The sequence below is a fragment of the Catenuloplanes niger genome, assembly GCF_031458255.1.
In the GTDB taxonomy this organism is placed as follows: domain Bacteria; phylum Actinomycetota; class Actinomycetes; order Mycobacteriales; family Micromonosporaceae; genus Catenuloplanes; species Catenuloplanes niger.
Genome location: NZ_JAVDYC010000001.1, coordinates 9,242,597 through 9,268,391 on the forward strand (window position 1 = coordinate 9,242,597; position 25,795 = coordinate 9,268,391).

Below are 25,795 nucleotides of genomic sequence, written 5' to 3' on the forward strand. Positions count from 1 at the left end.
GGGGGTACGCGTCACCGTCCGTAGGCCTGGAACTCCGCCACCCGCACCTGGTCACGGAACGCGCTGTTGGTGGCGCAGTCCGTACCCGCGGCGGGGTCGTTGTCCTGTTCGCCCGCGTAGCGGGGGTTGCCGGTGCACTGGCTGTGCAGCACCTCGAGGCGCAGGTGTGTGGCCTGCGTCGGCGGGATCCGGAACGTGCGCAGGTTGAGCGACGGCGCGTTCGGCCGGAAGTTCGGCGCCGGGAACGCGTCCCGCGGGCTGATCCAGACCTTGCGGAAGCCGGCGTCCGTGGTGCAGTCCGCGCCGCGGGTCGCGTCGCACGCCCACACCGCGAACGAGCGCAGCGCCGAGAACCGGTTCTGCGGGTTCGCCGGGTCCGCGTCCGTGGTGATCGCCGGGCGCAGCAGCGCGCTCACGTTCACCGACGTGATCACCCGGCGCTGGTCGCCCGCCAGGTCCACGGTGAGCGCCTGCCCGGCCACCCCGGTCAGCGACGCCCAGTTCGTACCCTCGGTGTCGTCGATCAGCTTGTCCAGGTTGACGCCCGGGCCGGTGATCGTCGCGCCGGACGCGGCCGAGGCCAGGTTCGGCTTCAGGTCCACCCGCAGCGTGTCGGTGCGGCCGGGCCGGAACGACGCGGCGAGCCGCTGGTGCCCGTAGCCCGCGCCGGTCGCGACGAAGTCGAACGTCACACCGGGCACGATCTCGAACGTGTCGCCGAGCGGCGTGGCCGGGTCGGTGTCCGCGATCGGCGTGACCCGCGCCTCGTACTGGCCGACGAAGACCTGCACCGGCGCGGACGCCTTGACGGTCACGGTCGCGTTCCGGGAGTGCGGCGAGGCGAAGCTCGGCACCGGCTGCGCGTCCGACGGGCCGCTGGTCGCGTCGCGGCCCATGCCGGACTCCGCGAACACGTCCCACATCAGCTTCTGGTTCGCGCCGCCGAACCGGGTCAGGTCCGCTGCGAGCATGTTGTCGCGCATGTCCAGCATGCTGAACTGACTGCCGGCCTGCAGCAGGAACGAGTCGAACATCAGCTGCATCCAGCGCCGGTTGCCCGGGCAGCGGGACGCCTCGACCTTTCCCTCCGCGCAGCGCTTCTGCAGGTCGGGGGTGCCGTCGCCGTACCGGTTCAGGAAGGCCTTGCGCAGCCGCAGCTGGGTCGCGCTCCAGATCTCGCCGTCCGCGTGCACCTGCTGGCCGACCATGTCGTAGGCGACGTCGGAGAAGTTCAGCGGGCTGCGGCTGGCGTCGTAGTTGCGGATGCCGTTGGTGTCGTTGCCGGTCACGTACGCGCCGGTGACGAACGGCGTGTCGCCGGCCGCGCGCAACCCGTTCTCGTACAGGTACTCCATCGCCAGCAGGTCGCTCCACGACTCGCCCATCGAGCCGCCCTGCACCGAGCCGATGCCGGTGTCCGGGCCGGCGATCATCCGGTTCGTGATCGCGTGCCCGTACTCGTGCCCGATCACGGTCATGTCGTAGTCGCCGTCCACGCACGGCGGGTACGCCGAGCCCGCGATCGGCTGCCACAGGTACATGTTCGTCACCGGCGGCAGCCCGTCGCGGCCGGTGGACTGGTTCGCGTTGTTCCGCGACCCGGCCAGCGCGCCGGACTGCGCCCGCCCGGTCTCCGGGTCACCGCCGAGGCCGGCCCCGGACGTGTTGACCAGCTGCATGTTCCACGCGGACTCGGTGAAGCCCAGGTGGTACGACCAGTCGTGCATCCGGTTGTGCATGGCGAACAGGTTCGCCACCGCCGCGTCCGCGTCGTTGCGCTCCGGCGACGTGTAGACCGCCGGGTCACACCTCGCCTCGCTCCACTGGTCGGTGAACGGGTACGTGTAGTTGCGGTCCTCGCGCGGCGTGGCCGGGAACGGCGCGACGCCACCACCCCAGTTCACCGTGTTCGTCGCGGAGTTGCCCCGGGTGGTGAACGTCGGCGCGCCGGTGGTCGGGTCGACGTCCCACGGCGCGCCGGTGTCCGCGGTCGCCACCGTCCTCGCACAGCCCGGCTTCCGTTCGAAGCACCACAGCGCGCGCTGGTTGCGCTGGTTCGGCGTGGACGGGAACACCGCCCACGTCGGGTTGTCCGAGTCCGCGTCGACCAGGTCCTCGCGGACCAGCACGCCGCCGGTGCGCGCGTCCACGTAGGAGGTGACCGCGGTCGGCGTGCCGGCCGTCGACGTCGCGGTCACCGCGAACGCGGTCCGCGGCCCGTCCGCCGGCGTCGGCACCGCCACGGTCTGCACGCTCGTCTCCGTGCCGGCCGGCAGGCCGACGTCCGCGAGCGCGGTGGTGATCGCCTGCGCCGCGGTGATCGTGGCCGGCTCCGGCGCGGACGTGTCCCGGGCCAGCGAACTCGTCACCCGCAGCACCGTGCCGCCCCGGACCAGCAGCGTGGCCAGGCCGTCGAAGCCGGCCGGCAGGTCACCGTAGCGCTGCCGCAGCGTCACCACGGTCGCGTCGCCGAGCGGCCGTTGCAGCATCACGTCCATCGCGTCGACCGAGGCGGCGTCCAGCCCGTACCCGTTGCCCTTCAGGTAGGCCCGGGCCGCCGCGACCGGGTCGGCCGGCAGCCCGGTGGCGAGCTCGCCCGGGCCTTCCGCGCGTGGCGTGCCCAGCGCGTTGAACCGCGTGTCCGGCGCCGCACCGCGCTGCCCCGCGTCCGGCGCCACCACACCACGCCGGTTGTCCAGGTCCAGGCTGAGGTGCGTGTGCTCGTCGTCGCCGGGCGGCGCCGAGTCGCGCATCGAGGTCCCGGCGCGCGCCGGTGTCGGATCCGGCTCCAGGACCGCGAACATGCTGGTACCGAGCATGAGGGCGACCGCGCTCGCGGTCACCCTCCGTGCCCTGTGGTCTGAGCGTCTGCGCACGATCGTCCCCTCACCCCCGCGTCGCCGCGGGCCACCATCCGATTGCGCGATCTAGATGCGTGGATACGCGATCGCCGTCCGCCGCACAAGGCCCGATCGATGACGGTCGCGTTTCACCGCCGCGTCACCGCAGTTCACGGCGTTGTCCCGGCCCGCGGTATGGCCAAGCTGTTATGGCCCCGGTTCCTTCGCCGGTACGGGATTGACGTGCGACTTCCGTCCTGGAAGGCTGGCCTGGCCGCATGCGAGGTGCGGCCTTCGTGACGAGGGAATGACGCCTGTGATCCAGGTCGGCCAGCGGGCCGCCTGACCCGTCCCGCCGGGGCTTGCCCGGCCGGCGCGTGTGGTGAGTGCGGCCCGGCGTGCTTCGTCGTTCCGTTCCCTCGTCGACAGAGGTCTCATCGTGCATCTGGATCTTCGCGTCCAGCGGTCCGTCGTCGTCAACCTGTCCCGCCGCCCGCTCACAGCGGAGGCCGGACCGTTCGTGCTGGGGCTCGACCCCGGCAGTCGCGACCTCGGCGTCAACTACGCCACCCCGCGCCCCGGCGTGGCGATCACCGCCGCCGACGTGCGGGCGCTGATCACCACGTTCCGCTCACACGACCGGGTGCCCCGCCTGGAGTACGTGACCGCCGCCGCACCCGGCCTGGAATCGTTGCTGGCCGACGCCGGGTTCACGGTCGAGGCCCGGCACGACTACCTGATCTGCGCGCCCGGCTCGCTCGTTGCGCCACCCCGCCCGGCCGATCCGCTCCGCGTGCTCACCGGTTCCGCGGTGACCGCCGGTTCCGTGGCGTCGTCCCGCTCCGCCATGGCCTCCGGGTCCACGGAAGCGGCCGGATCCGGCATGGCCCCCGGTTCCGTTGCGGCCCTCGGTTCTGTGCCGCCGGCTGACCCTGTGCCGCCGACTGACCCTGTGCCGCCGATCAACTCCGTGCCGCCGACCGGGTCCGGGCCGCAGACCGGCCGCGTGGCGGCGGGCGGCGTCGGCGCGAGCGGCTTCGACGTGCGGGAGCCGCGCGACGACGCGGACCGGGCGGCGCTGGTCGCCGCGCAGAACGAGGCGTTCGGCGGTGATCCGGTCGCCACGGCCGCGCACACGGCCCGGCTGGCCCGCGTGCAGGCGCAGGGCGGTGTGGTCCTGATGGCGGTCGCCGCGGACGGCACCTGCGCCGGCGGCGGACTCGCGGTGGCGCCGCACGACGGCGTGAGCGAGGTGGCCGGCATCGCGGTCCGCCCGGCCTTCTGGCGCCGGGGCCTGGCCGCCGCGATCACCGCGGGCATCACCGCGCGCCTGCACGCCGCCGGCGCCGACGTCCCCTGGCTGGAGGCCTCCGGCGCGGACTCCAGCCGCGTCTACGAACGCATCGGCTACCGCCCGGCCGGCCAACGCCTCTACCTGACGCTCACCGGCTGATCAGCCCGGTTCCGCGCACGCCGGGCGCGGCAGACCACTCCCGCCGCGCCCGGCGCATGCCGCGTCGCCGGCCGCGCCGGGCGGTCTGTCACGCCTGGTTGCGCTGGCGTGCGTTGCGGCGCCGTCTGTCGCGCGGGGCAGTGGATTACGCCTGGTTGCGCTGCCGTGCGTTGCGGCGCCGTCTGTCGCGCCGGGCAGCGGATCGCGCCCGGCGCGCCGCCGCGCCGTCACGCCGCCGGGGCGCCGAGGCCCGGGTGCGGATGCTCGGTGGTGGCGCCCGGTGCGGTCGTGCGGCCACGGATCCGGAAGGGAGGCCGCCCGCGGCCGACCGGGGCCCGCGGGAGCATGCGGAACCCGCGCCGCCGGAAGCGGGTATGTCCGGCTCTTCAGGGTTCGCAGCCGACCGGCGAGTCGCCGGAGACGGCGTGCCAGCCCGGTGGCGGGTCCTCGCCGGTCAGGCCGTCGACGGACTCGCGGAGGAGGTCGGCGTGGCCGGTGTGGCGGCCGTACTCCTCGATCAGGTCGCCGAGCAGGCGGCGGAGCGAGGCGTGGTCGCCCTCGTCGGTGGCGACGTGGGCGGGCTGGCCGAGGTCGCCGCCGGCCAGGGCGGACGCGAGTCGGTCGCGTGCGTGGCGGACCTCGTCGTCCCAGTACGCGTAGAGCCGCTCGGGCGGGTCGGCCGCGGCGGAGGTGAACGTCCAGTCGTGCGGGTTCTCGGCCCACGGCGAGCCGGGGGAGGAGCCGTGCAGTTTCCAGGTGAACGTGACCGCCTCGACCGCGGCGAGATGTTTGAGCAGGCCGCCGAGCGTCAGCGTGGACGCGCCGATCGTGGTGGCCAGCTGGGCGGCGTCGAGGCCGTCGGCCTTCCAGCGGAACGTGGTGCGCAGCCGGTCGAGCATGCCGGTGAGGTGGTCCAGCTCGTCTCCGGCGAGTGGCGGCTCCCACGGGGTGTCGTCGGTCATGCCGCCACGGTAGGGCCGGAACCCGCCGCCGTGTGTCCGCAACGCCGCGGCCCGCGCGCCTGCGATCATCGGGAAGTGGAGATCATCTCGCTCACCGGGCCGGACAGCCACCGCCTGACGATGGCACCGGGCGTGGGGAGCTGCACGCTCGGGCCGCGCGGAGAGCTCCGGGTGGCGCCCGGCGACCACATCGACTGGACCGTCTTCGACCGGTTCAGCACGCCCGCCGGGTCGCCGTGGCCGCGCTGGTTCGGCTACGAGGGCGACGACACCGGCTGGGTCGCGTGGTCCCGGAACCGGCCGATCGAGGGTTTCACCTGGACTCCGCGCACCGCTCACGACCTGGACGCCGGGGACGCGCGCGTCGGCGACCTGGCCGTCACGCTGCGGCACGCCCCGCTGCGTCTGGTGCTGCCGCCCGGCCGGTTCGCCGCCGCCGGCGACCTGACGCTGCTCACCCCGCTGCTGCCGGCCGGCGCGGACTGCCCGCCGCTGCACTTCGCACCGGACACCGCGCCCACGCCGGCCGTGCCGTGTGCGCTGCCGCCGCTGCCCGCGCTGGCCGCCGCGACCTCGGTCACCGTCGCCGTACCGCCGCTGCGGCAGCCGTTCGACTGCGCGACCCTGCTGCAGTTCCCCGGCGTCCGCCACCTCGTGCTGTCCGGCAGTCTCACGAACGTCGGCGCGCTCGCCGCGCTCACCGGCCTGACCGGCCTGGAGCTGCGCTACGTACCGGACCTGTCGGACCTTCCGCCGCTGGACGGCTGGCCCGGCCTCACCCGGCTGATCGTCTGGAACGCCGACGACCGGGCCGTCCGGCGGCTGCGCGCCGAGCTGCGCCGTTCCACCCGCGAATGGGCCTACTTCTCGGTCTCGAAACCGCGCACCGCGGAATGGTTCCGCACCGAGTACGGTCTGCCGTTCGCCGGCTGGCCCGTACGGTCGGCCCGCGGTGCCGTGCGGGCGTACCGCGCCGCCGAGGCCTCGATCCGGGACGCGGCCACGGAGGCGGACGTCGAGGCCGCGGTCCACGTCTTCGTCCGGGCGATCAACCGGCTCACCCGGATCGAGACCACCGAACGCGAGGACACCGCGGCCGCCGTCCGCCTGCTCACCGTCGCCACCCCGCTCGGCGACCTCAGCGCGGCCGCCGAGTCCTGGTACGACGCGGTCCGGATGTTCTGACCGTCACGCGCAGGAGATGCAGAACCGGGCGAACGGCCGCGCGGCCAGGCGCGCCGCCGCGATCGGGTGCCGGCAGCGCTCGCAGACGCCGTAGTCGCCGGCGTCCACCCGGCGCAGTGCGTCGTCGACCTCGGCGATCCGCTCCCGGGTGGCCGCCAGCAGCGCGGTCAGCTGGGCGCGTTCGAAACCGATCGTCGTGCCCTCGGGGTCGTGCTCGTCGTCCGCGTTCGAGTCCCGCGACGCGGCGAACAGCGCCTCCAGATCGGCCGCCAGCCGTGCCTCCTCGGCCACCATCCCGGCGCGCAGCCGTCCCAGCTCGTCCCGCACCATCCCCGGAGCGTAACCGCAGCCGCGGGCGCCGATGGGGTACGCTTCGCGGCGAGTCACCTCCGTTCGTCGATGGCCCGCGTGCGCCGCGAAGCGCGTAACACATGACCGTTGGATGCCGGGCCGTCACCGTCGAGTGCTGGAGCGTCGTCGCTCCCGTCCGGTGACGGCCGCGATCCGGGTGCGGACGCCCCGGGAGATCCGGTCGGCCCGCCGCGCCCGCCCGCACCGGTGCTGGGGACATCTGATCGCCGCACCGCTCTGGCCGATGCACGGCGCCAACCTCGGTACGCTGCTGCGCACCTGCGACGCCGTCGGCGCGTGCCTGGCGGTGCCGCCGTTCCGGTGGGTGGACGAGGCGCTGGCCCGCGGCAACACGCTGCGCCGGCCCACCTGCGTGCACCGGGTCGGCAACCCGCTGCGCTGGCTGGCCGAGGAACGTCGCGCGGGCGCGGCCGTGCTCGGCGTGGAACTGGCCGACGAGGCGATCCGCCTGGCCGACCTGCCCACCGCCCGCCGCCGTACCGTCATGGTGCTCGGCCACGAGGCCACCGGCATCCCGCCGGAGGCGCTCGACCTCCTGGACGGCGCCGTGGAGATCCCGATGATCGGCACCGGTTCCAGCCTCAACGTCGCCGTCGCCGGATCACTCGTGCTCTACCGCCTCGCCGGCCTGCTGTGACGCGGATGTGGTGGTTCGGGCGCCGTGGCCCGGCCGGTGGATCAGCCGTCCACCGAGGCCGTCCGGTGCACCGGACGAGGTCCACGGATCACGACGTAGGCGAACAGGGCGGCCATCACCAGGACACCCACCCACATCGCCCGCTGCCAGCCGTCCACGAAGGCCTCCTGGGCGGCCCTGATCACCGTGCTGTCGCCGGTCGCCAGCGCGCCGGCCAGGCCGTCGCGGGCGGCCGGGGCCGCGGACGGGTGGGTGTCGACCGCGGTGCGGTAGCCGGCGGAGAGGACGGCGCCGAGCAGGGCGACGCCGAGCGCGGTGCCGAACTCGCGCGTGACGTCGTTGAGCGCGGACGCCACGCCCTGCCGGGACCGGGGCAGCGCGGACGTGATCGCCTCGGTCGCGGGCGTCATCGTCAGTCCCATGCCGAGACCCATCGCCAGCATGCCCGGCAGCACCGAGGGGTAGCCGCCGTCCACCGAGACCAGGACGGCCATCAGCGCCAGCCCGACGCCGCCGAGCGCGATGCCGGTGGCCATCGTGGCGCGGGCGCCGAGCACCGCGGCCACCCGCGGGGCGAGACCGGACGCGGCCATCATCAGGATCGCCATCGGCATCAGCGCGAGCGTGGACCGCAGGCCGGACCAGCCCAGGACCGCCTGGAGGTACGGGAACAGGACCACGAAGATGCCGGCCTGCACGCCGAAGACCGCCAGCAGCGCCACCGATCCGCCGGCCAGGCCACGGTCGCGGAACAGGCGCACGTCGAGCAGCGGTGCGGGCCGGCGTAGCTCCCAGGCCACGAAACCGGCGGTGCCGAGCGCGCCGGCCAGCAGCCCGGTGAGGGTGAGCGGCGCGGTCCAGCCGTGTTCCGGGCCTTCGTGCAGCGTGACGATCAGGCCGATCGCGGCGACCACGGACGCGAGCGTGCCGACCGTGTCGAAGTCGTGGCCCGTCGTCTCCCGGGAGTTCGGCACGGCGCGCAGCGTCAGCGCGGCGGCCACCACGACCAGCGCGACCGGCAGCAGGAACAGCCACCGCCAGTCGGCCACGTCGACGAGCAGCGCGGACAGGTACATGCCGAGGATCCCGCCGCCGCCCGCGACGCCGGTCCAGACGCCGATCGCCCGGGAGCGTTCCGCGTCCGGGAACGTCGACGTGATCACGGCCAGGGTGACCGGCATGATCATCGCGGCGCCGACGCCGGCCGCGAGCCGGGCTGCGATCATCAGCTCGGCGGACGTGGCCAGGCCGGCGGCCGCGCTCGCGGCGCCGAACAGCGCCAGGCCGGCCAGCAGCACCGGCCGGCGGCCCCAGCGGTCACCGGCTGCGCCGAGCGGGAGCAGCAGCGCGGCCAGGCTGATCGTGTACACGTTGATGATCCACAGGACGGTGCCCTGGGAGGCGCCGAACGCGAGCGCGATCTGCTGCTGGGCGACGTTGAGCCCGGAGACCGAGGCGATCACGGCCATCAGCGCGACGCACACCGCGATCAGGATCGCGCGCCGCTGCCGGGCCTCGGGGACGGTGGAGAGTGTCATGCCGGGAAGCGTGCCACCGGGATTGCGGCGGCAGCACGTACCGTTGCTGAAATTGCAAGATCCTCCGTGCCGGTCTCGATCCGGCTCGGCGTGGACGGGCTGAGCCGGCGGTCAGGGCTCGTCGGGGCCGGCCCGCCGATCCAGCAGCGGAGACCGTTTCCGCAGGTGGGCCAGGGGCCAGGACAGGTCGGTGAGCGCGCCGGCCCGGCCGCTGCGCAGCGCCGCCAGCTCGGCCCGCGCGTCGATGAACAACCACGCCCGGTAGGCCGGCCGGATCAGCTGCCACTCCGTCTCGGACAGCGGGCGCACCTCGTCGTAGCCGCGCAGCACCTCGTCCTGATATCCGCGCCAGGACAGCGCGAAGTCGGCGACCTGGACCGTGTGGTGCGTGCCCTCGAAGTCGAGCACGGCGGTGAGCCGGCCGTCGTCGTACAGCAGGTTCCACGGCGCGAAATCGCCGTGGATCACGCTGCGCGGCGCGTCCGGCGCCGGGTGCGCGGCGAACCAGGCCCGCGTCGCCTCGAGGCACCGCCACATCGTGCGCGCGCCGTCCGGGTCGGTCCGCTCGTGGACCCGCAGCCAGTCGTCGAGCGCGCGATCCGCCACCACCGCGGCCGGGTCGGCGAACCCGCCGCGCTGGCCGGTGATGCCGGTCGCGGCCGCGGACGCGTGCAGCTCGGCCAGCAGCCGGCCCCGCGCGCGCTGCTCGGCCGGACCGGCGTCCGGCGGCCGGCCGGGCAGCCGGTGGAACAGCGCCCACGCGCCGCCGGGCACGTCGATCGGGTCGTCCGCCAGCTCCGGCGTGGGCCAGCCGAGCGCCCGCAGCGCGTCCGCGACCCGCACCGGGTAGCGCCAGTCCGGGAACGCCCCGTCGTCGAAGAACTTCACCACCAGCGGTACGCCGTCGCGCGTCGCCGCCCAGGTGCCGCGCGGCCGGCCGCCGAGCGGCGGCCCGGGCGTGATCCGCCACCGCGCGCCGACCTCCGGATCCACCATGGAAGCCATGGTATGCAGGACGGATGCACACGGACGACGGCCGCTACATCGTGGTCAAGGGCCGCCGCTGGCGCGCCACCGACCCGGAGATCCCGGAGGACGTGGCCGCGACGCTGCGCACGGCGTTGATGTCGGCGCGCCGGGACGTCGGCACGGCCCTGCGCGCCGGCGAGGATCCGGCGCCCGCGCGGGCCCGTGTCCAGTCGGCGAAGGTGGCGCTCGGCGAGCGCGGCACCCCGTGGTGGGAGCAGAGCATCGAGGAGCGCCGCGAGCGCTGGGAACGGGGCCTGCGCGCCCTGGACGCGGCGGGCTGACCGGCGGGTCAGCGAGGGGCCGCCCGGGGGACCGGGTCCCCTTCGAACCAGTACCAGCCGTCCACCACGGTCAGCACCGCCGCGGCCTCGCGCCTGCCGTTGTCCGGAACCGTCCGCGCCGGGCCGTCACTGTCCACATCGGCATTGGATCAAGGTGTGTGCAGCCGGCGCAATCGCCGTTTCGGACGGGCCGGGCCGTCGCGGGACCGGGTGGCTGCCCGGTGCCGGCCGCGGCGGCGGTGACGGGGTGTGAAGGCGGGCCGCGACACGGACTACGATCTTTCGATGCCTCTGGAGCCCGGACACCTTCGCCTGCTGGCCATGATCAGCCGACACAGTTCCACCGCTGCCGCAGCCGGTGAGCTGGGCGTTTCGCCGGCCGAGGCCGCGCAGGAGCTGGCCCGTGCCGAGCGCGACTGCGGGGTGCCGCTGTTGCGGCGCGGGCCGCGCGGTGACTCGCTGACCGCCGCCGGGCATCTGCTCGCCCGGCACGGTGCCGACATCGACCGGCTGACCGCGCAGGCCACCGCGGGCCTCGCGGAACTGCTCGGCCGGGTGTCGCTGCGGCTGCGGCTCGGCGCCTGCGAGACCACGGCGCTGCACCTTCTGCCGCCCGCGCTGGGCGCGTTGCGCCGCCGGCAGCCCGACGCCGACCTGTACGTCGCCGACCTGCGCCTCGATCAGGGACTGGACCGGGCGCTCGCCCAGGTCGAGGACGGTGAGCTGGACCTGGCCGTGTTCGCGGTCTGGGACGACGCGCCGAAGGTGTCCGCCCAGATCACGCTGTATCCGCTGGTCACCGACCCGCTCGTGGTGGTGCTGCCGGAGGGGCACCCGCTCGCGGCCGACGGTCAGCCGCTCGCTCTCGAGGCGCTGGCCGGTGAGCCGTGGATCGCGCTGCCCGCGGGGACCGTGGACCGGGAACAGCTCGACCGTGCGGCCGGTGCCGCGGGGTTCGTGCCGGACGTGCGTTTCCAGGCGGCGTCCTACGCGGCCGCGCAGGCGTTCGCGGGTGCGGATGCCGGTGTCACGCTGGCGCCGCGGCTCGCGTTGACCGGCGCGGCCGGCACCGTCCATCGTGACCTCACGGCGCCCGCGCCGCACCGCACGCTCTACGCCGCGACGCTCACGGACACCCGGCTGGCGCCGCTGGCCACCACCGTCCTCACGTTCCTGGACAAGGCGGTCACCGCTCTCACCGGCCGCTCCTGACACCCGCCCGGCGCCGGACGCGAGGCGATCGGACGCGGGTAATCAATCCAGCCTCCTAGGATGCACAGCGGGTGTGCGACGCGGCACGGCGGTGGCGGGACCGCCGGACGCCGCGATGCGATCGGGCCGCCTTCGTCGTTCGCGGACCGGCCTCGACCATCGGCCGGCTGTGCACGAGCCTCTCGTGCACAGCCGGCCGATGGTCGAGCGGTCAGCGCCGCGTGGCCCGGCTCGGTGAGGCGGGCCCGGAACTCGGCCAGGACGGTGCCGAAGACCTCGTTGAGGCGGGTCAGCTCCTCCGGGGCCGAGGCGGCCCTCGCGCAGCAAGGGCGAAGGCGGTCTCGACCGGGGTGGGGGAGTTCGTCACGGCCGGGAGTGCGGGGCCGCCCACCGACACTTTCGGCGTACCGTCGTGGGTCTTTCGCCCCTGGGCCGGTGATCGGCGAGCCGGGAGGCTGGTGGGGACGAGGGAGGCACGCGATGACGGTGACCGCGGAACGGGCGTCCACACTCGACATGCCGGCGGCGGCGCCGGGCTGGCTGGCGGCCGCGATCGCGGCGCCGTCCGTGCACAACACGCAGCCGTGGCGGTTCGCGCTGGACGGCACGGAGATCCGGGTGCTCGCGGACCGGAGCCGGCGCCTGCGGGTGATCGATCCGGACGGGCGGCAGCTGCTGATGAGCGTGGCCGCGGCCGGGTTCAACCTGCGGCTGGCGGTCCGCGCGCACGGCCGCGTCCCGCTGCACCGGGCGCTGCCGTCACCGGGCGTGGTGCTCGCGGTGGTGCCGGCCGCGAACAGCCGGCCGCGCGCGAGCGTGCTGCGGCTGCGGACCGCGGTGGGGGTGCGGCGCACCAGCCGGGCGCCGTTCGCGGACACGCCGCCGTCCCGGTTCGCGGTGCGCGAGATGTTCGCGGCGGCCGCGATCGAGGGCGCGGAGCTGTCGGTCTGCCCGCCGCTGACCCGCGACTGGCTGCTCACGATCACCCGGGAGGCCGCGGACCGGCTGGTGATGTCCGCGGCGTACCGGGACGAGCTGGCCGCGTGGACCGCGACCGGCGGCCGGTTCGACGGCGTGCCGGAGAGCGCGTTCGGCGTGCGGGACGCGCGCCGGCGGATCCCGGGCCGGTGGGCCGGTGCCGGCCGGGCCGTGCTGTTCGAGTCCGCGCCGACGCTGGCCGTGCTGACCACCCGCACGGACGACCCGCGGGCCTGGGTGGACGCCGGTCAGGCGCTGCAGCGGGTGCTGCTGACCGCCGCGGTGTCCGGCCTGTCCGCGCAGCCGCTGCACGCGGCGCTGGAGGTGCCGGAGCTGCGCGCGCGGGTGAACGCGCGGCTCGGCGGCCGGTACACCCAGGCGATCCTGCGGATCGGCTACCCGACGGTCGCGTCCGCGGGCACGCCACGGCGGCCGGTGCCGGACCTGATCACACCAGCCCGGCGGTACGGCGAGCCGGGCTGACCGCCGCGGCCGGGCCGGCGCCGGTTCCCGGTCCGGTGCGTGCCATCCGCACCACCGGACCCGGTCCCGGCGCCGTCCGCCGCCGGCGGTGCTCAGATCCGGCCGACTCCGGCGCCCGCGCGGACCAGCGAGGGCACGGACGCGGCCGGGTCCGGGGTGTACGCATAGTAGGTGCGGGGCTCGGTGACGGTGCCGGCGGTCTGCGGCGTGCCGGAGTTGACGTAGACGTTGCCGCGTTCGACGAGCCGGCCGGGTCCGCTCTTGTCGTAGCCGACGTACGCCGGATGGGCGACGTTCTCGAAGTAGTTCGCCTCGACCAGCACGCCGGCGTCCTCGGTGGACGCGACCGCGTACAGCTCGTTGTTCAGGAAGTAGTTGTTGTAGACGTGCACCGGGTCGCCGAACCGGACGCGCGGGTGGCGCTGGGCGGTGCCCTCGAAGAAGTTGTGGTGGTAGGTGACGCGCAGGTGGCCGCGGTCCGCGGTGTACGTGTCCGAGTGCCCGACCAGCGTGGTCTTGCTGTGGTCGTGGAAGTGGTTCCAGGAGATCGTCACGTAGTCGGACGCGCGCTTGACGTCGAGCAACCCGTCGTAGCCGCGGGACAGGTCGTTGTGGTCGATCCAGACGTGGTGGGCCCCGTTGGTGACGCTGATCGAGTCGTCGGACGCGTTGACGAACGTCAGGTTCCGGATGATCACGTTGTTGCCGGGCCGGGTGGTCGAGCCGAGCTGCAGGCCGCCGCCGTCGATCACCGCGGTCGTGCCGGTGCCGAGGATGGTCTTGTCCGCCACCACCGTGATCATGTCGTCGAACGTGATCCGGCCGCTGACCAGGATCGTGTACGGCGTGTTCCGGCCCGCGTAGTAGGCCAGGTCGGTCGCGTTCGTGACGGTCACGGACGGGCCGGCCGCGCCGCCGGTGGTGCCGGGCAGGCCGAGCGCGGGGACGGCGGCGAAACCGTCCGGGGACGAGGGCGCGGCGAGCGCGGCGGCCGGACGGGCGAGGCTGCCGAGGGTTGCGGCGGCGGCGACACCGGCCAGGAGCGTGCGGCGGGACGTGGGCATGGGTGCGGATCCTCTCGGGTCGGTGGACGGGCGCGCGGGAACCGGCGGCCGTGAGGACGTCAACCTGCCGGAAAGCGCTTTCCCTCTCGCCGACGGTAAGGGCATGCAGCGACGGACGTCAATGACCCAAAAATCGCGCGCGTACGGCGTACCCCCGTGGTGGGATGTGCGGGTGAAGGACGCGCGGCTGATCGAGATCGCGGACCGGCTGGCCGGTGTCGGCGGGGTGGCGGCCGTGGTGCTCGGCGGCAGCCGGGCGCGCGGGACGCACCGCCCCGACTCCGACTACGACCTGGGTCTCTACTACCGCGGCGACCTCGACGTCGCGGCGCTGAGAACGCTGGCCGCGGACGTGACCGGCGCGGACACCGAGGTCACCGCGCGCGGTGGCTGGGGCCCGTGGGTGGACGGCGGTGGCTGGCTGACCGTGGACGGCGCGCGCGTCGACTGGATCTACCGCGACCTCGGCCGTGCCGAGCGGATCCGGGCCGACTGCGAGGCCGGCCGGTTCGAGATCGGGTTCCAGCCCGGTCATCCGCTCGGCTTCTACTCCCATGTGTACGCCGGCGAGGTCGCGCTCTGCCGCCCGCTGGCCGTGACCGACCGATCCTTTCTCGACCTGCGCGCGAAGCCGTATCCGCCCGCGCTCGGCGACGCGCTGGTGGCCGGGCTCTGGGAGGCCGGCTTCATGCTGGAGATCGCGGCCAAGACGCCCGACCCGGTGTACCGCGCCGGCTGCATGTTCCGGCTGGTCGGCGTGGTCTGCCAGGCGATGCACGGGCACGCGGGCCGGTGGCTGATCAACGAGAAGGGCATGGTCGAGTCCGCCGCGGCGCTGCCGGGCGCGCCGGCCGGGTTCGCCGGGACCGCCCGCGCCGCCGTGCGTGACCTGGACGCCGGCTCAGCGCTTCTCGGAATGGCCCAGGCTCATGTCCGGCGCGATACGGTCCCGTACCAATCGCTTTAGTTCGGTTATCTCCGGGTGGCCCGATTCCTTTCGCGACCAGATCAGGTCGCCGTCGAGCCGCACGTCGAAGACGCCACCGGTGCCCGGCACCAGCGCCACCTCGCCCAGCCGCAGACCGAACGTGGTCAGCAGCTCCTGCGCGGTCCAGGCGGCGCGCAGCAGCCAGCGGCACTGCGTGCAGTACTCGATCTCCAGCCTCGGCGTTCGTGTCACGCGTCGAAGTATGCCGGGTGAATCGTCCCGTGGAGCCCGGAATGACGCGGGTCACGATCGGCTGCAAGTGCACATCTTTGCATGTGTGAATAAGAGGGGTAGCGTGCTTCCATCTCGTCACATGGGGAAGGAGTCCCCCTCTTGCACGGTCACATCAAAGCCGTCCTGGCGGGCGTCACCGCGGCCGCGTTCGTCCTCGTCGCACCGGCCGGCGCCGCCACCGCGACGCCGCCGGCCGCCGACGGCGAGCCCCGCACGCCGGTCAAGGCGGACAATCTGGAGCATCCACTCGGCGAGTCCCGCGAGGCGGCCCGCGAGGAGGCGCTCACCAAGCTGCTCAGCGGTGAGGTCACCACGCAGCAGCGCAACGGGTCCGAGGTGGTCCGGCTCGGCGGCGACCGCTGGGTCGAGGTGCGGCAGAAGACCAAGACCGACCCGGTCCTGACGTTCCTCGTCGAGTTCGGCACGCAGACGCTGCCGCAGACCGGCGGCACGCCCGGCCCGCTGCACAACCAGCTCCCTGCGCCGGACCGGGCGAACGACAACACCACGCTGTGGGTGCCGGACTTCAGCCCGGAGTACTACCAGGAGCTCCTCTTCAGCACGAAGAAGGAGTCGATGACCACGTTCTACACCGCGCAGTCCGGCGGGCGTTACACGGTCACCGGCGAGGTCGGCGACTGGGTGCAGGTGCCCTACAACGAGGCGCGGTACGGCAGCAACACCTGGGAGGGCGGCGAGGGCTACCAGGACTTCGTCAAGGACGCCGCCACCGCGTGGTACCAGGCGCAGGTCGCGGCCGGGCAGACCCCGGCGCAGATCACCGCGTCGCTGGCGAAGTACGACGTGTGGGACCGCTACGACTTCGACACCGACGGCGACTTCAACGAGCCGGACGGCTACGTCGACCACTTCCAGGCGATCCACGCCGGTGAGGGCGAGGAGGCCGGCGGCGGTGCCCAGGGCGCGGACGCGATCTGGTCCCACCGCGGCTACACCTACCAGGGCGACTACGGCCAGACCGGGCCGGAGCACAACCGGCTCGGCGGCGTGCCGATCGGCGACAGCGGCCTGTGGATCGGTGACTACACCACCGAGCCGGAGAACGGCGGCCTCGGCGTCTTCGCCCACGAGTACGGGCACGACCTCGGCCTGCCCGACCTCTACGACACGCAGGGCGGCGACAACGGCACCGGCTTCTGGACGCTGATGTCGGCCGGCTCCTGGCTGTCCCACGACCCGCAGAACATCGGCTCCACGCCCGGCTACATGGGCGCCTGGGAGAAGCTGTTCCTCGGCTGGCTCGACTACACCACGGTCGCACCCGGGCAGAAGAAGACCGTCGTGCTCGGCCAGGCCGCGGACGCGAAGGGCCCGCTCCCGCAGGCCGTGGTCGTCCCGCTGCCGGACCAGACCGTCGTGCGGGAGTACAACACCCCGCACTCCGGTGAGTACGAGTGGTGGGGCGGCGACGCCAACGACCTGAACAGCATGCTCACCCGGACGCTCGACCTCACGGCCGCGACCACCGCCTCGCTCACCACCAAGGCGTGGTACGACATCGAGGCCGGCTACGACTACCTCTACGCCGAGGTGTCCGCGGACGGCGGCAACCGGTGGTCACGGGTCGGCTCGCCGCTGACCGGGTCCAGCGAGGGGGAGTGGGTCGACCTGACCTACGACCTGACCGCGTTCGCGGGGCAGACCGTGCAGTTCCGGTTCCGCTACCAGACCGACGGCGGCGTGCACTTCGCGGGCGCGTTCCTCGACGACCTCACGCTCGTCGTCGACGGCACCCCGGTCTGGACGGACGACGTCGAGTCGGCGACCCCGGCGTGGACCGCGCGCGGCTTCACCCGGTTCACCGGCACGCTCACCCGGATCGCGCCGCGGTACTACATCGCGGAGTGGCGCACCTACACCGGCTACGACAAGGTGCTGCGGACCGGGCCGTACAACTACGGCTGGACGAACACCCGGCCGGACTGGGTGGAGAAGTTCCCGTACCAGGACGGGCTGCTGGTCTGGTACGTCAACGACGCCTACACCGACAACGACACGATCAACCACCCGGGCGGTGGCGCGGTGCTGCCGGTCGACGCCCGGCCGGAACCGATCGTGTTCCCGGACGGCGTGCGCCTCGGCAACCGCCGACAGCCGTTCGACGCCACGTTCGGCGTGCAGCGCACGGACGCGGTGACGTTCCACCGCAACGGGACACCGGTCACGGTGCCCGCCCGGCCGCCGGTCACCACGTTCGACGACTCCGACCCGAACCGCTACTACTCGGCGGCGAACCCGCAGGGCTCGGTCCAGGTCGCCGGCCTCGGCGTGAAGATCCAGGTGCTGACGGAGTGGTCGCTGGTCCTCCCGTTCACCGTCCTCACCGTCACCTCACCCAAGCAACCCTGATCACCCCCGTGCCGTGGGCGGCCCACTCATCGAAGCCGCCCACGGCCCGGACGCCCCCCGGGCCGCCCCCGGCGGCGCGCCCCGGGGGTCCTGGGGTTGCGCCGGTGATCCGCGGCCGGGCATCGGGCCGGCCGTGGTTCTGTTGGTCCGGTGGTACAGGCGGCGTGGTTGACCGGCCGTTGACCTCGGTGGGCTGGTCGGCGTGGGGGTCAGCGGCGGCGGATCAGGAGGCCGGCGACGCCGCCGGCCGGGATCAGCAGCCAGCAGGAGATGACGCGGTAGATCAGGACCGCGGCGGTGGCCGTGACGGCGGTGGAGCCGGCCGTGGTGAGGCCGGCGACCAGCGCGGTCTCGATGACGCCGATGCCGCCGGGGGTGAGCGGGACCTGGCGGACGATCTGGACGCCGAGGTAGATGGTGGCCAGCGTGATCAGGCTGATCTGCAGGCCCAGCGCGCGGGTGCAGGCGACGAGGCAGAGCAGGTCGGTGAGGCGGTTGACGGCGGAGTAGCCGACGACCGCGCACCAGTCGCGGACGCGCAGGCCGGCGCCGGCGTGCCAGGCGGCGCGCGCGGACAGCAGGAGGCCGTGCGCGTACCGGCCGATCCGGGACTCCGGGATGTGACCGACGTCGAACGGGCGGGACGGCAGCCGGCGGCCGATCGCGATCACGGCCGCGGTGAGCGCGGCGATCGCGGCGACGACGGCCAGCGGCTGCCAGTTGAGCGAGGTGGCGGAGCTGTGGGTGAGCACGATCGCGCCGCCGCCCGCGTAGAGGACGGTGAGGCCGCCGATCGAGGCGAGCCCGGACACGATCGCGCAGACCGCGCCGATCTCCCGGGCGACGCCGGCCCGGTGGTACTCGTTGATCGCGTACCCGGTGGAGACGGCCGGGCCGGCCGGGACCGAGATCGATATCGCGGTACGGGCCAGGATGATCGCGAAGAGGCGGCGGCGCCGGATGGACGCGCCGAGCGCGGTCAGCAGGTGCCGCTCCTGGAACGCGAAGCAGGACAGCGAGATCACCTGCAGCGCGACCGCGCCGGCGATCCAGCCCCAGTGTGCGCTGCCGAGCGCGTCGATGAACTCCCGCGGGTCGGGCAGCCGGCCGCGGAGTCCGATGACGGCCAGGGCCGCGACCGAGACGGCCACCAGACTCAGACGCACCCACCGGGTACGCCACTTACCGCGCTTCTCCGGCATCACGGATATGTCCGGAATCTCCGGAATGTTGTCCGAAGGCGACGGAGTGTGCGCGGTCGACGACATTGCATGATCCTCGCAAACGGTGGCACCCCCGGAGACCCCACCGTCGTCAACATCACGTCTACCGGCCACGACGTCACCACGCCGGCCGGCCTCCCCGAGCTCGCGGGGCCCGGGGCGCCCCGGCTCCGGCTCCGCGGGGGCGCCGTGCCCACCGACACCCTGCTCAGCGACGCCGGGTCCACGAGCGCCGGGCCCGTGGGCGCTGGATCCGCCGACGCTGTGCCCGCCGACGCCCGGTCCGTGGACGCCGTGCCCGCTGACGCCGTGCCCATGGGCGCTGGCATCAGGTCCGTGGGCGCCGGGTCCGCCGGTGCCGTGCCCGCTGGCGTCGTGGGTGCCGGGTCCGCCGGTGGCGGGTCCGCCGGTGGCGGGTCGGTCGGTGCGGGGGTCGTCGGCCCGCGGGTCGGTCATCTGCCGGACAGGGCCGGTGCCCGGGCCGGGGCCAGCGTCACCGGCAGCGACTCGTAGGACGGGATCAGTACCCGGCGGCGGTAGCGGCGGCCGCGGATGGTCCACGGGCGGCCCGGTGCGGTGAGCGTGCGGAGCAGGCCGCCGATCTCCGCGCGGGCGAGCGGCGCGCCCAGGCACAGGTGCCGGCCGGCGCCGAACCACAGTTGGCGTTGCTCGGGCAGGTATCCGCGGTCCAGCGAGAAGCCGCCGGCCCGGTTGTTCGCCGCGTGCGTGAGGATCAGCACCCGCTCGCCGGCGCGCAGGGTCCGGCCGGCCACGGTCACGTCCGCGGTCACCGACCGGCCGATCGCGGCCGCCGGGGTGGTGACGCGCAGCCCCTCCCGTACCGCCTCGGGAATCAGGTCTTGATCTTCCAGTACCCGGTGCTGGGCGCCGGAGTCGTGCAGCAGCGCCACGATTCGGGCCATCGCGCTCGCGGCGGTCTCGGTGCCGGCCACCATCAGCAGCGTGGACAGCCCCTCCGCGTGCAGTTGCGCCACGCCCAGCTCGCGGCACCGGCCCAGCACGGTGGTCGGCGGCGCGGTGCGGAACGCCTCGGGCACGTTCACGGTCAGCCGGGTGACGATCGCCCGGCCGCGGGCCAGCGTCTCCGGCGCCAGGTGGGTGCTCGTGGACGCGTTCATCGCGAGCGTGGCCAGTTCCTCGCCGGTCGCGAAGATCTCCCGGTACGCCGCGTCCGTGTCCGCCGTGCGCAGGTGCAGCAGGTCCGCCACGATCCGGCCGACCAGCACCCGGGCCAGGTCCGCCACGTCCACGGTCCGGCCGGCCGCGAGGTCCGCACCCGCCTCGGCCAGCCGCGGGCCGACCACCCGCTCCGCGAGCCGGGTCGCGCTCTCCTCGGTGAACAGGTCCCGCGTCCGCGAGCGCAGGCTGTGGTGGCCGGGACCGTCGAAGACCTCGTCGACCCAGTCGCCGAGCAGCTGCGACCACATGTGGCCGACGCCGCCCTCGCCGAGCAGGTTGAAGTGTGCCGGATCGTTCAGGATCGCGCGTGCCGTCACGGGATCGGCGACCACCCAGCCGAGCTTCGGAACCTTCCGCAGCGGCGTGGCCAGCCGGCCCGCGGTCAGCAGCAGCGGGAGCGCGGGCCGGGCCGCGCCGATCACCCGCCACTCGTGCAGAGCCGCCCTATCGATCATGAGGGCATCCTGTCAGGTGGGCACAAGGGCGCGGTTTCCGTCAGGTGAGCGGCCGGTTGACCGATCGGTGCGGGCCCCACCCCCTGCGCGCCGGAGGTTCCGCATGGATCCCGCCGTCATCGTCGACACCATCTCATCCTGGACGGCCGGGTTCATCGGCCTGATGGGCTCGCTGCCGGTCGCGGTCTGGATCTGCCCGGCGCTGCTCTTCGCCGGCGGCATGCTCGACCGGCTGGTGTCCCGCGGCTGACCTGCGCTGGGACCGCTCCCAGTGCGAGACCTCCGGACCGCCGCTAGGCTGCGATCGACGTCGCTCAACCCACGTCGTCGGCCGTGCGGAGGACGGCACCCCATGATCATGTCTTTGCTGCTGGATCTCGCCAACATCCTGGGCGGATTCCTGCTCGCCATAGCCCTGCTGAGCCGCCTGCCCCGGATCGGTGACGATCTGGCCCGGTTCGCCGGCCGGCTCGGCGCGTTCGGCTGGATCGTCGGCATCGTCGCGCTCGTCACCGGCGGGTACTTCCTCATCGTGCACCTGATCTCCGGGCCGCGCGTCTTCCACTTCGAGGTGGTCGGCGTCATCGTCGGCGTCCTGCTGCTGTGGGACCGGCTGACCGGCCGCCGCCCGGTCGCCCGCGCCGACGGCACGCCGGACGGCGCGGTCGGTGCCGGCCTGATCCTGGCGATCTTCGGGATCATCGCCATCGTGGTCGGCCTGCAGGGCCTGGTCACGCCGGACTGACCCGCCGCCGGGCCCGCCGGCCACTGTGGACCGTTTCGTGCCGGCGGGCCTACGCTGCGTCGATGGACAAGCCGAGCGTGGCGCGGATGTACGACTACTACCTGGGCGGCCGGCACCAACCGCGGCCGACCGACATCGACCCCGAGGCGGTCGCGCTCGGCGCCGAGCTGCTGCGCGGCAACGACCGGGCCGCCGCGATCCGGGGTGACCTGACCGCGCCCGCGGACATCCTGGCCCACCCCGAACGGGAGCGGCTGATCGACCCGGCCGAGCCGACCGCGCTGCTGATGCTGTCCGTGCTGCAGTTCCTGCCCGACGAGGCCGTGGTGCCCGCGGTGCGTACCCTGCGCGACGCCTTTCCGCCCGGCAGCTGTCTCGCGCTGACGCATCCCGTCGCGCCGCCGCCGGACCACGATCCGACCGCCGCGGTCGCCGAGGTCTACCGGCCGGCCGGCGTGCGGACCGCGACCGCCCGCACGCGCGCGGAACTCACCGCGCTGTTCGGCGACTACCTGCCGGTCGAGCCGGGCCTGACCTGGGTGACGCACTGACGTCCGGAGTCGGACCCGGGCGCGCCCGACCCGGTCGGGATGCCGGTGGTCGCGGGCGTGGGACGCAAACCGTGATCGACCCGTCACCGCCGTACTGGTGACTATGTGACAGGGAACGGCGGCGTTCCCTGTCACATAGACTGCGCGTCGTGAGGGTGAGGCACTGCTCCACCCACGAGAGGAAACGACCGATGCGCTACCTGATGACGTCCATCTCCACCGAGACCACGCCCGCGCCGGACGAGAAACTGTTCGCCGACATGGCCGCGTTCGTCCAGGAGCTCACCGCGGCCGGGCAGCTGCTGGCCACCGGCGGCCTCGCGCCGGCCGGCACGGTGCTGACCTCCCGGGACGGCGAGATCACCACGGTCGACGGGCCGTTCACCGAGGCGAAGGAGGTCGCGGCCGGCTTCGCGCTGATCGAGGTCGGGTCCGAGGCCGAGGCGATCGAGCTGTGCCGGCGGTTCCGGCGCATGGTCGGCGACGGCAAGAGCGTGATCCAGCAGGTGTTCGGCTAGGGATGGAGACCGTCGAGGCGGTCTGGCGCCTCGAGTCGGCCCGCATCGTCGCCGCGCTCACCCGCGTGGTGCACGATGTGGGCCTGGCCGAGGAACTGGCCCAGGACGCGCTGGTCACCGCGCTGGAGCGGTGGCCGGCCGACGGCGTGCCGGACAACCCGGGCGCCTGGCTGATGACGGTCGCGAAACGCCGGGCCGTCGACCACATCCGGCGGTCGCAGGCGCGGGACCGCGCCTACGCGGAGACTGCGGCCCGGCCCGGCGACGACACCGCGGACGGCGACGAGCGCGACGACGTCCTGCGGCTGATGTTCGTCACCTGCCACCCGGTGCTGCCCGCCACGGCCCGGGTCGCGCTCACGCTCAAACTCGTCGGCGGGCTCACCACCGGCGAGATCGCCCGCGCGTACCTGGTCACCGAGCAGACGATCGCGCGCCGCATCTCGTCCGCCAAGCGCACGCTCGCGGCGGCCGGCGTCGCGTTCGCGCTGCCCGACGGCCCCGAACTGGCGGAACGGCTGGACGCGGTCCTCGAGGTCATCTACCTGATCTTCAACGAGGGGTACACCGCCACCGCCGGCGACGACCTGGTCCGCGCCGACCTGTGCCGGCAGGCGCTGCGGCTCGGGCGGCTGCTGGCCGTGCTCGCACCCGGCGAGTCAGAGGTGCACGGGCTGGTCGCGCTGATGGAGATCCAGGCGTCCCGGGAAGCGGCCCGCACCGCGCCGGACGGCACACCGATCCCGCTGCACGAGCAGAACCGCGGGCGCTGGGACCGGTTGCTCATCCAGCGCGGCTTCGCGGCCATGTTGCGCGCCCGGGACGCCGGCGGAGCGCCCGGCCCGTACCTGCTCCAGGGCGCGATCGCGGCCTGTCACGCGCAGGCCCGCACCGCCGAGGAGACCGACTGGGCGCGGATCGCCTCGCTCTACGCGACGCTGGAGACGCTGCGGCCGACGCCGGTCGTGCGGCTCAACCGTGCGGTCGCGGTCGGTGCGGCGGACGGGCCGGCGGCCGGTCTCGCGCTGACCGACGCGCTCCTCGACAACCCGCGGCTGCGCGACTACCACCTGCTCCCGGCCGTGCGCGGCGACCTGCTGGCCCGGCTCGGGCGGCACGCGGCGGCCCGGACCGAACTGCGCCGCGCCGCCACGCTCACCCGGAACCGGGCCGAGGCCGCGTACCTGCGCGGCCGCGCCGACGGCCTGCCGGCCGAGGACCAGGACCGGACCCCGAGCGGCGGTACGGTACGGGAACGCGCCGCCGAGTTCCTGACCCGGCACGACGCGAGCACCCGCCGGTCGTACGCGCAGACGCTCGACCGGCTCCGCCGGGCGCTCGGCGACGACACCCCGATGACCACGCTCACCGCGGACGCGATCACCCGCGCCTGCGTCACCGCGTGGGGCGAGGCCGCGCCGGCCACCTGGAACCGGCACCGGGCCACGATCCGGTCGTTCGCGGCCTGGGCGGGCGTGCCCGGGCTCGCCGCCGGGCTGGAGCGGCGCGCGGACACCCGTACCGTGGCCGGGCCCCTGCCCACCGAGACGGTGGCCGCGCTGTGCGCGGACGGCGCGCACCCGCTGCGGGAACGCGCGCTGTGGCTGCTGCTGCACGAGTCCGGCGCGACCGTCACCGCGGCGCTCGGGCTCGACGTGCAGGACCTCGACCTCGACGACCGCAGCGCCCCCGGGAAGGGCGTGACCTGGCGGTCCGGGACCGCACGGCTGCTGCCGGCCCTGATCGGCGGGCGGGCGCGCGGCCCGCTGTTCCTCGCCGACCGGCGCCCCGGTCCGGCCCGGACACCGGCCGCGGCGGCGGACCTGTGCCCGGAGACCGGCCGGCGGCGGCTGTCCTACGAACGCGCCGAATACCTGTGCAAGCGCGCCACCGGGGCCACGCTGCGGCGGTTCAGCCCCGGGAGCGCTGCACGTCGTCGGTGACCGTGATCCCGGCCGCGAACTCGGCGATCGTGGCGGTGTCCCAGCGCAGGTTGTTCCACAGCTGGACGTTCAGATAGGCGCCGTCGCCGAGCGGCACGAACAGCGTGCGGACCCCGTCCTCGCTGGTCCACAACGCGGCCGGCCGGCCGGCGACGGTGACCTGCTCGCCGGGCACCCCGGCGCCCGGCGCCTCGTCCTGGAGCGAAACGGTGATCTTGTTGGCGAACGAGTCCGGGTTCCGGTCGGGGAGGCCGATCGGCGCGATCAGCAGCGTGGTGGCGACGGAACTCTGGATCTCCCAGCCCTCCGGCACCATGTCGATCGTGAAACCCTCGGGCTGGTCACCGGCGAACGCGACCAGGCGCACGCCGGAGGCACCGCCGGTGTCCACCGCGCTCGCGGTGCCGCCGGGAGTCGCCGGCGCGGCGGACGGCGCGGCCTCGATGCGGTCGCCGCCGCGCTCGGCCGGTGGGCCCGCGGTCACCACCGCGACGCCGAGCGCACCCACCGCCACCAGCGCCAGCGCGCCGCCCAGCAGGCCGTGCACCTGCCGCTTGCGGCGCAGCGCCACCCGGCCGCGCGTCACGTCGGAATCCACCGTGCCCGGAGCCGGCGGGTGCTCCGGCCCGGCGATCCGGTCCAGGTACTGCCGCAGATCACTCATCGCCCTCGTCCTCAGGCTCTCTTCAGATGACCGCACCGGACACCGACCGGTCCAGTGCCTCGCGCAGCCGGTCCAGGCCCCGCGCCGTCTGGCTCTTCACCGTGCCCGTGCTGCAGCCGAGCGCGTCCGCGGTCTCCGCGATGTCCAGCTCGTAGAAGTACCGGAACACCACCGCGGCCCGCATCCGCGGCGGCAACTCGCGCAGCGCGCGGCGCACCTCGCCCGCGGCCTCCGGCTCGTCGGCCGACACCGGCGCCTCCGTCTCCGGCGGCACCGCCGTGCTCCGCTCCGCCCGCCGCCACGGCCGCCGGTGCTCGTCCACCAGGCAGTTGACCAGTGCGCGCCGCAGATATCCGTCCGGGTTGCGGGCCGCCCGGAACGACGGCCACGCCACGTACAGCCGGGTCAGCGTGGTCTGCACCAGATCCTCCGCCGTGTGCGCGTCCCCGCCGGTCAACAGCGTGGCGGTCCGCACCAGCCCCGCGCGCCGCGCCGACACGAAGTCATGAAACTCCTGGTCGCGCGCGTTGCCTCTCCCGACCTTCATGATCCCCTGACGGAATCACACGGCCCGGGGTTGCATCCGCGAGTGTCAGCTGCACGACAGTTCACCGCGCTGACCCGGTCGTCGTGGCGGCCCGGTGGCCGCGACCGGTCACCGCGCCGCCGGCGACGTCCGCGACCGCGAAGGCCCGGTCCGCCCGGTCACCGACGCCCAGCACCAGCCGCCCGCCCGACAACCGGTCGACCGCCGCCGCCTGCGCCACCAGTTCCCACGCCCGCCACCGCGGCACCGGCGTCACCGTCCGGCCCAGCAGCACCCGCCGCGTCCCGCACGGGTGGGCGGCCGTCGGCGCGGGCGGGAGGCTG

General features: G+C 74.3%; 25 protein-coding genes and 1 pseudogene. 13 read left to right on the top strand and 13 right to left on the bottom strand.

The genetic code is table 11. The features are described from left to right. Positions 1–11 precede the first annotated feature (11 nt). Positions 12–2,819 (bottom strand): M36 family metallopeptidase, encoded by a 2,808-nt coding sequence (locus J2S44_RS40565; RefSeq protein WP_310428588.1) that lies wholly within the window; start codon positions 2,817–2,819, stop codon positions 12–14. 460 nt (positions 2,820–3,279) lie between these two features. On the opposite strand from J2S44_RS40565, the gene J2S44_RS40570 reads away from it, so the two are divergent. After that, positions 3,280–4,293, top strand: a complete 1,014-nt coding sequence (locus J2S44_RS40570) for a GNAT family N-acetyltransferase (RefSeq protein ID WP_310428590.1) — start codon at positions 3,280–3,282, stop codon at positions 4,291–4,293. A gap of 386 nt (positions 4,294–4,679) precedes the next feature. Here J2S44_RS40570 and J2S44_RS40575 read toward each other — a convergent pair whose 3' ends face one another. Next, positions 4,680–5,255, bottom strand: a complete 576-nt coding sequence (locus tag J2S44_RS40575) for a mycothiol transferase (protein WP_310428592.1) — start codon at positions 5,253–5,255, stop codon at positions 4,680–4,682. A gap of 75 nt (positions 5,256–5,330) precedes the next feature. On the opposite strand from J2S44_RS40575, the gene J2S44_RS40580 reads away from it, so the two are divergent. Continuing rightward, positions 5,331–6,440 carry a hypothetical protein gene (locus tag J2S44_RS40580; protein ID WP_310428594.1) on the top strand — a complete coding sequence of 370 codons (1,110 nt, stop codon included), beginning with the start codon at positions 5,331–5,333 and terminating at the stop codon, positions 6,438–6,440. A 3-nt stretch (positions 6,441–6,443) separates the two neighbouring features. Here J2S44_RS40580 and J2S44_RS40585 read toward each other — a convergent pair whose 3' ends face one another. After that, the gene (locus J2S44_RS40585; protein WP_310428596.1) at positions 6,444–6,770 is read right to left on the bottom strand and encodes a TraR/DksA family transcriptional regulator; all 327 of its coding nucleotides are present in this window, start codon (positions 6,768–6,770) and stop codon (positions 6,444–6,446) included. 160 nt (positions 6,771–6,930) lie between these two features. On the opposite strand from J2S44_RS40585, the gene J2S44_RS40590 reads away from it, so the two are divergent. After that, positions 6,931–7,449: a TrmH family RNA methyltransferase gene (locus J2S44_RS40590; protein ID WP_310428598.1), complete on the top strand. Its 519-nt coding sequence runs from the start codon at positions 6,931–6,933 to the stop codon at positions 7,447–7,449. Positions 7,450–7,490: 41 nt separating this feature from the next. Here the strand turns inward: J2S44_RS40590 and J2S44_RS40595 are convergent, their stop codons facing one another. Further along, on the bottom strand, positions 7,491–8,987 hold the full coding sequence (locus J2S44_RS40595; RefSeq protein WP_310428600.1) for an MFS transporter: 1,497 nt from the start codon (positions 8,985–8,987) through the stop codon (positions 7,491–7,493). Between the two features lie 111 nt (positions 8,988–9,098). Further along, positions 9,099–9,983 carry a phosphotransferase enzyme family protein gene (locus J2S44_RS40600; protein ID WP_310428602.1) on the bottom strand — a complete coding sequence of 295 codons (885 nt, stop codon included), beginning with the start codon at positions 9,981–9,983 and terminating at the stop codon, positions 9,099–9,101. A 23-nt stretch (positions 9,984–10,006) separates the two neighbouring features. Here J2S44_RS40600 and J2S44_RS40605 point away from each other — a divergent pair, with 23 nt between their 5' ends. Beyond that, positions 10,007–10,297 carry a hypothetical protein gene (locus J2S44_RS40605; protein WP_310428604.1) on the top strand — a complete coding sequence of 97 codons (291 nt, stop codon included), beginning with the start codon at positions 10,007–10,009 and terminating at the stop codon, positions 10,295–10,297. Positions 10,298–10,305: 8 nt separating this feature from the next. On the opposite strand, the gene J2S44_RS40610 is transcribed toward J2S44_RS40605, so the two are convergent. Continuing rightward, complete coding sequence (locus tag J2S44_RS40610) at positions 10,306–10,434, bottom strand: hypothetical protein (RefSeq protein WP_310428606.1); 129 nt, start codon at positions 10,432–10,434, stop codon at positions 10,306–10,308. Positions 10,435–10,582: 148 nt separating this feature from the next. On the opposite strand from J2S44_RS40610, the gene J2S44_RS40615 reads away from it, so the two are divergent. Beyond that, positions 10,583–11,509: a LysR family transcriptional regulator gene (locus tag J2S44_RS40615; protein WP_310428608.1), complete on the top strand. Its 927-nt coding sequence runs from the start codon at positions 10,583–10,585 to the stop codon at positions 11,507–11,509. A gap of 480 nt (positions 11,510–11,989) precedes the next feature. Continuing rightward, positions 11,990–12,970: an Acg family FMN-binding oxidoreductase gene (locus tag J2S44_RS40620; protein ID WP_310428609.1), complete on the top strand. Its 981-nt coding sequence runs from the start codon at positions 11,990–11,992 to the stop codon at positions 12,968–12,970. A gap of 92 nt (positions 12,971–13,062) precedes the next feature. Here J2S44_RS40620 and J2S44_RS40625 read toward each other — a convergent pair whose 3' ends face one another. Beyond that, positions 13,063–14,034 (bottom strand): pectate lyase family protein, encoded by a 972-nt coding sequence (locus tag J2S44_RS40625; protein ID WP_310428611.1) that lies wholly within the window; start codon positions 14,032–14,034, stop codon positions 13,063–13,065. Between the two features lie 121 nt (positions 14,035–14,155). Between J2S44_RS40625 and J2S44_RS40630 the strand changes: the two genes are divergently transcribed. Continuing rightward, the gene (locus J2S44_RS40630) at positions 14,156–15,001 is read left to right on the top strand and encodes a nucleotidyltransferase domain-containing protein (protein ID WP_310428613.1); all 846 of its coding nucleotides are present in this window, start codon (positions 14,156–14,158) and stop codon (positions 14,999–15,001) included. On the opposite strand, the gene J2S44_RS40635 is transcribed toward J2S44_RS40630, so the two are convergent. Further along, on the bottom strand, positions 14,936–15,214 hold the full coding sequence (locus J2S44_RS40635) for an Rdx family protein (protein ID WP_307234597.1): 279 nt from the start codon (positions 15,212–15,214) through the stop codon (positions 14,936–14,938). The genes J2S44_RS40630 and J2S44_RS40635 overlap by 66 nt on opposite strands. Before the next feature lie 141 nt (positions 15,215–15,355). Here J2S44_RS40635 and J2S44_RS40640 point away from each other — a divergent pair, with 141 nt between their 5' ends. Further along, positions 15,356–17,626 (top strand): immune inhibitor A domain-containing protein, encoded by a 2,271-nt coding sequence (locus J2S44_RS40640; RefSeq protein ID WP_310428615.1) that lies wholly within the window; start codon positions 15,356–15,358, stop codon positions 17,624–17,626. Between the two features lie 209 nt (positions 17,627–17,835). Here J2S44_RS40640 and J2S44_RS40645 read toward each other — a convergent pair whose 3' ends face one another. Both J2S44_RS40645 and J2S44_RS40650 read right to left on the bottom strand, forming a co-directional pair. Then, entirely contained in the window at positions 17,836–18,792 is a 957-nt protein-coding gene (locus tag J2S44_RS40645; protein ID WP_310428616.1) for a lysylphosphatidylglycerol synthase transmembrane domain-containing protein, read from the bottom strand. 509 nt (positions 18,793–19,301) lie between these two features. Beyond that, on the bottom strand, positions 19,302–20,504 hold the full coding sequence (locus J2S44_RS40650) for a cytochrome P450 (protein ID WP_310428618.1): 1,203 nt from the start codon (positions 20,502–20,504) through the stop codon (positions 19,302–19,304). Between the two features lie 103 nt (positions 20,505–20,607). On the opposite strand from J2S44_RS40650, the gene J2S44_RS40655 reads away from it, so the two are divergent. The 5 genes from J2S44_RS40655 to J2S44_RS40675 all read left to right on the top strand — a co-directional run bounded on the left by J2S44_RS40655 (position 20,608) and on the right by J2S44_RS40675 (position 24,261). Continuing rightward, positions 20,608–20,754, top strand: coding sequence for a hypothetical protein (locus J2S44_RS40655; RefSeq protein ID WP_310428620.1), 147 nt, complete (start codon positions 20,608–20,610; stop codon positions 20,752–20,754). A 102-nt stretch (positions 20,755–20,856) separates the two neighbouring features. Further along, positions 20,857–21,249 (top strand): hypothetical protein, encoded by a 393-nt coding sequence (locus J2S44_RS40660; RefSeq protein ID WP_310428622.1) that lies wholly within the window; start codon positions 20,857–20,859, stop codon positions 21,247–21,249. A gap of 62 nt (positions 21,250–21,311) precedes the next feature. Then, positions 21,312–21,800 carry an SAM-dependent methyltransferase gene (locus J2S44_RS40665; protein ID WP_310428624.1) on the top strand — a complete coding sequence of 163 codons (489 nt, stop codon included), beginning with the start codon at positions 21,312–21,314 and terminating at the stop codon, positions 21,798–21,800. A gap of 191 nt (positions 21,801–21,991) precedes the next feature. Beyond that, positions 21,992–22,318: a YciI family protein gene (locus J2S44_RS40670; protein ID WP_310428626.1), complete on the top strand. Its 327-nt coding sequence runs from the start codon at positions 21,992–21,994 to the stop codon at positions 22,316–22,318. 2 nt (positions 22,319–22,320) lie between these two features. After that, positions 22,321–24,261, top strand: a complete 1,941-nt coding sequence (locus J2S44_RS40675; RefSeq protein WP_310428628.1) for a sigma-70 family RNA polymerase sigma factor — start codon at positions 22,321–22,323, stop codon at positions 24,259–24,261. On the opposite strand, the gene J2S44_RS40680 is transcribed toward J2S44_RS40675, so the two are convergent. The 3 genes and pseudogenes from J2S44_RS40680 to J2S44_RS40690 form a co-directional block, all read right to left on the bottom strand. Next, the gene (locus tag J2S44_RS40680; RefSeq protein ID WP_310428629.1) at positions 24,230–24,925 is read right to left on the bottom strand and encodes a hypothetical protein; all 696 of its coding nucleotides are present in this window, start codon (positions 24,923–24,925) and stop codon (positions 24,230–24,232) included. The genes J2S44_RS40675 and J2S44_RS40680 overlap by 32 nt on opposite strands. Before the next feature lie 22 nt (positions 24,926–24,947). After that, complete coding sequence (locus tag J2S44_RS40685; RefSeq protein ID WP_310428631.1) at positions 24,948–25,472, bottom strand: SigE family RNA polymerase sigma factor; 525 nt, start codon at positions 25,470–25,472, stop codon at positions 24,948–24,950. A 61-nt stretch (positions 25,473–25,533) separates the two neighbouring features. Further along, positions 25,534–25,770: pseudogene (locus tag J2S44_RS40690) on the bottom strand (LLM class flavin-dependent oxidoreductase); the annotation flags it as partial. Positions 25,771–25,795: the final 25 nt, after the last annotated feature.

Excerpts from the sequence above, each read along its gene's own strand:
- J2S44_RS40565 (WP_310428588.1), bottom strand. The coding sequence starts at position 2,819 with ATGCTCGGTACCAGCATGTTCGCGGTCCTGGAGCCGGATCCGACACCG.
- J2S44_RS40575 (WP_310428592.1), bottom strand. The coding sequence starts at position 5,255 with ATGACCGACGACACCCCGTGGGAGCCGCCACTCGCCGGAGACGAGCTG.
- J2S44_RS40585 (WP_310428596.1), bottom strand. The coding sequence starts at position 6,770 with ATGGTGCGGGACGAGCTGGGACGGCTGCGCGCCGGGATGGTGGCCGAG.
- J2S44_RS40595 (WP_310428600.1), bottom strand. The coding sequence starts at position 8,987 with ATGACACTCTCCACCGTCCCCGAGGCCCGGCAGCGGCGCGCGATCCTG.
- J2S44_RS40600 (WP_310428602.1), bottom strand. The coding sequence starts at position 9,983 with ATGGTGGATCCGGAGGTCGGCGCGCGGTGGCGGATCACGCCCGGGCCG.
- J2S44_RS40605 (WP_310428604.1), top strand. The coding sequence starts at position 10,007 with ATGCACACGGACGACGGCCGCTACATCGTGGTCAAGGGCCGCCGCTGG.
- J2S44_RS40615 (WP_310428608.1), top strand. The coding sequence starts at position 10,583 with ATGCCTCTGGAGCCCGGACACCTTCGCCTGCTGGCCATGATCAGCCGA.
- J2S44_RS40620 (WP_310428609.1), top strand. The coding sequence starts at position 11,990 with ATGACGGTGACCGCGGAACGGGCGTCCACACTCGACATGCCGGCGGCG.
- J2S44_RS40625 (WP_310428611.1), bottom strand. The coding sequence starts at position 14,034 with ATGCCCACGTCCCGCCGCACGCTCCTGGCCGGTGTCGCCGCCGCCGCA.
- J2S44_RS40630 (WP_310428613.1), top strand. The coding sequence starts at position 14,156 with ATGACCCAAAAATCGCGCGCGTACGGCGTACCCCCGTGGTGGGATGTG.
- J2S44_RS40650 (WP_310428618.1), bottom strand. The coding sequence starts at position 20,504 with ATGATCGATAGGGCGGCTCTGCACGAGTGGCGGGTGATCGGCGCGGCC.
- J2S44_RS40655 (WP_310428620.1), top strand. The coding sequence starts at position 20,608 with ATGGATCCCGCCGTCATCGTCGACACCATCTCATCCTGGACGGCCGGG.
- J2S44_RS40660 (WP_310428622.1), top strand. The coding sequence starts at position 20,857 with ATGATCATGTCTTTGCTGCTGGATCTCGCCAACATCCTGGGCGGATTC.
- J2S44_RS40665 (WP_310428624.1), top strand. The coding sequence starts at position 21,312 with ATGGACAAGCCGAGCGTGGCGCGGATGTACGACTACTACCTGGGCGGC.
- J2S44_RS40670 (WP_310428626.1), top strand. The coding sequence starts at position 21,992 with ATGCGCTACCTGATGACGTCCATCTCCACCGAGACCACGCCCGCGCCG.
- J2S44_RS40675 (WP_310428628.1), top strand. The coding sequence starts at position 22,321 with ATGGAGACCGTCGAGGCGGTCTGGCGCCTCGAGTCGGCCCGCATCGTC.
- J2S44_RS40680 (WP_310428629.1), bottom strand. The coding sequence starts at position 24,925 with ATGAGTGATCTGCGGCAGTACCTGGACCGGATCGCCGGGCCGGAGCAC.
- J2S44_RS40685 (WP_310428631.1), bottom strand. The coding sequence starts at position 25,472 with ATGAAGGTCGGGAGAGGCAACGCGCGCGACCAGGAGTTTCATGACTTC.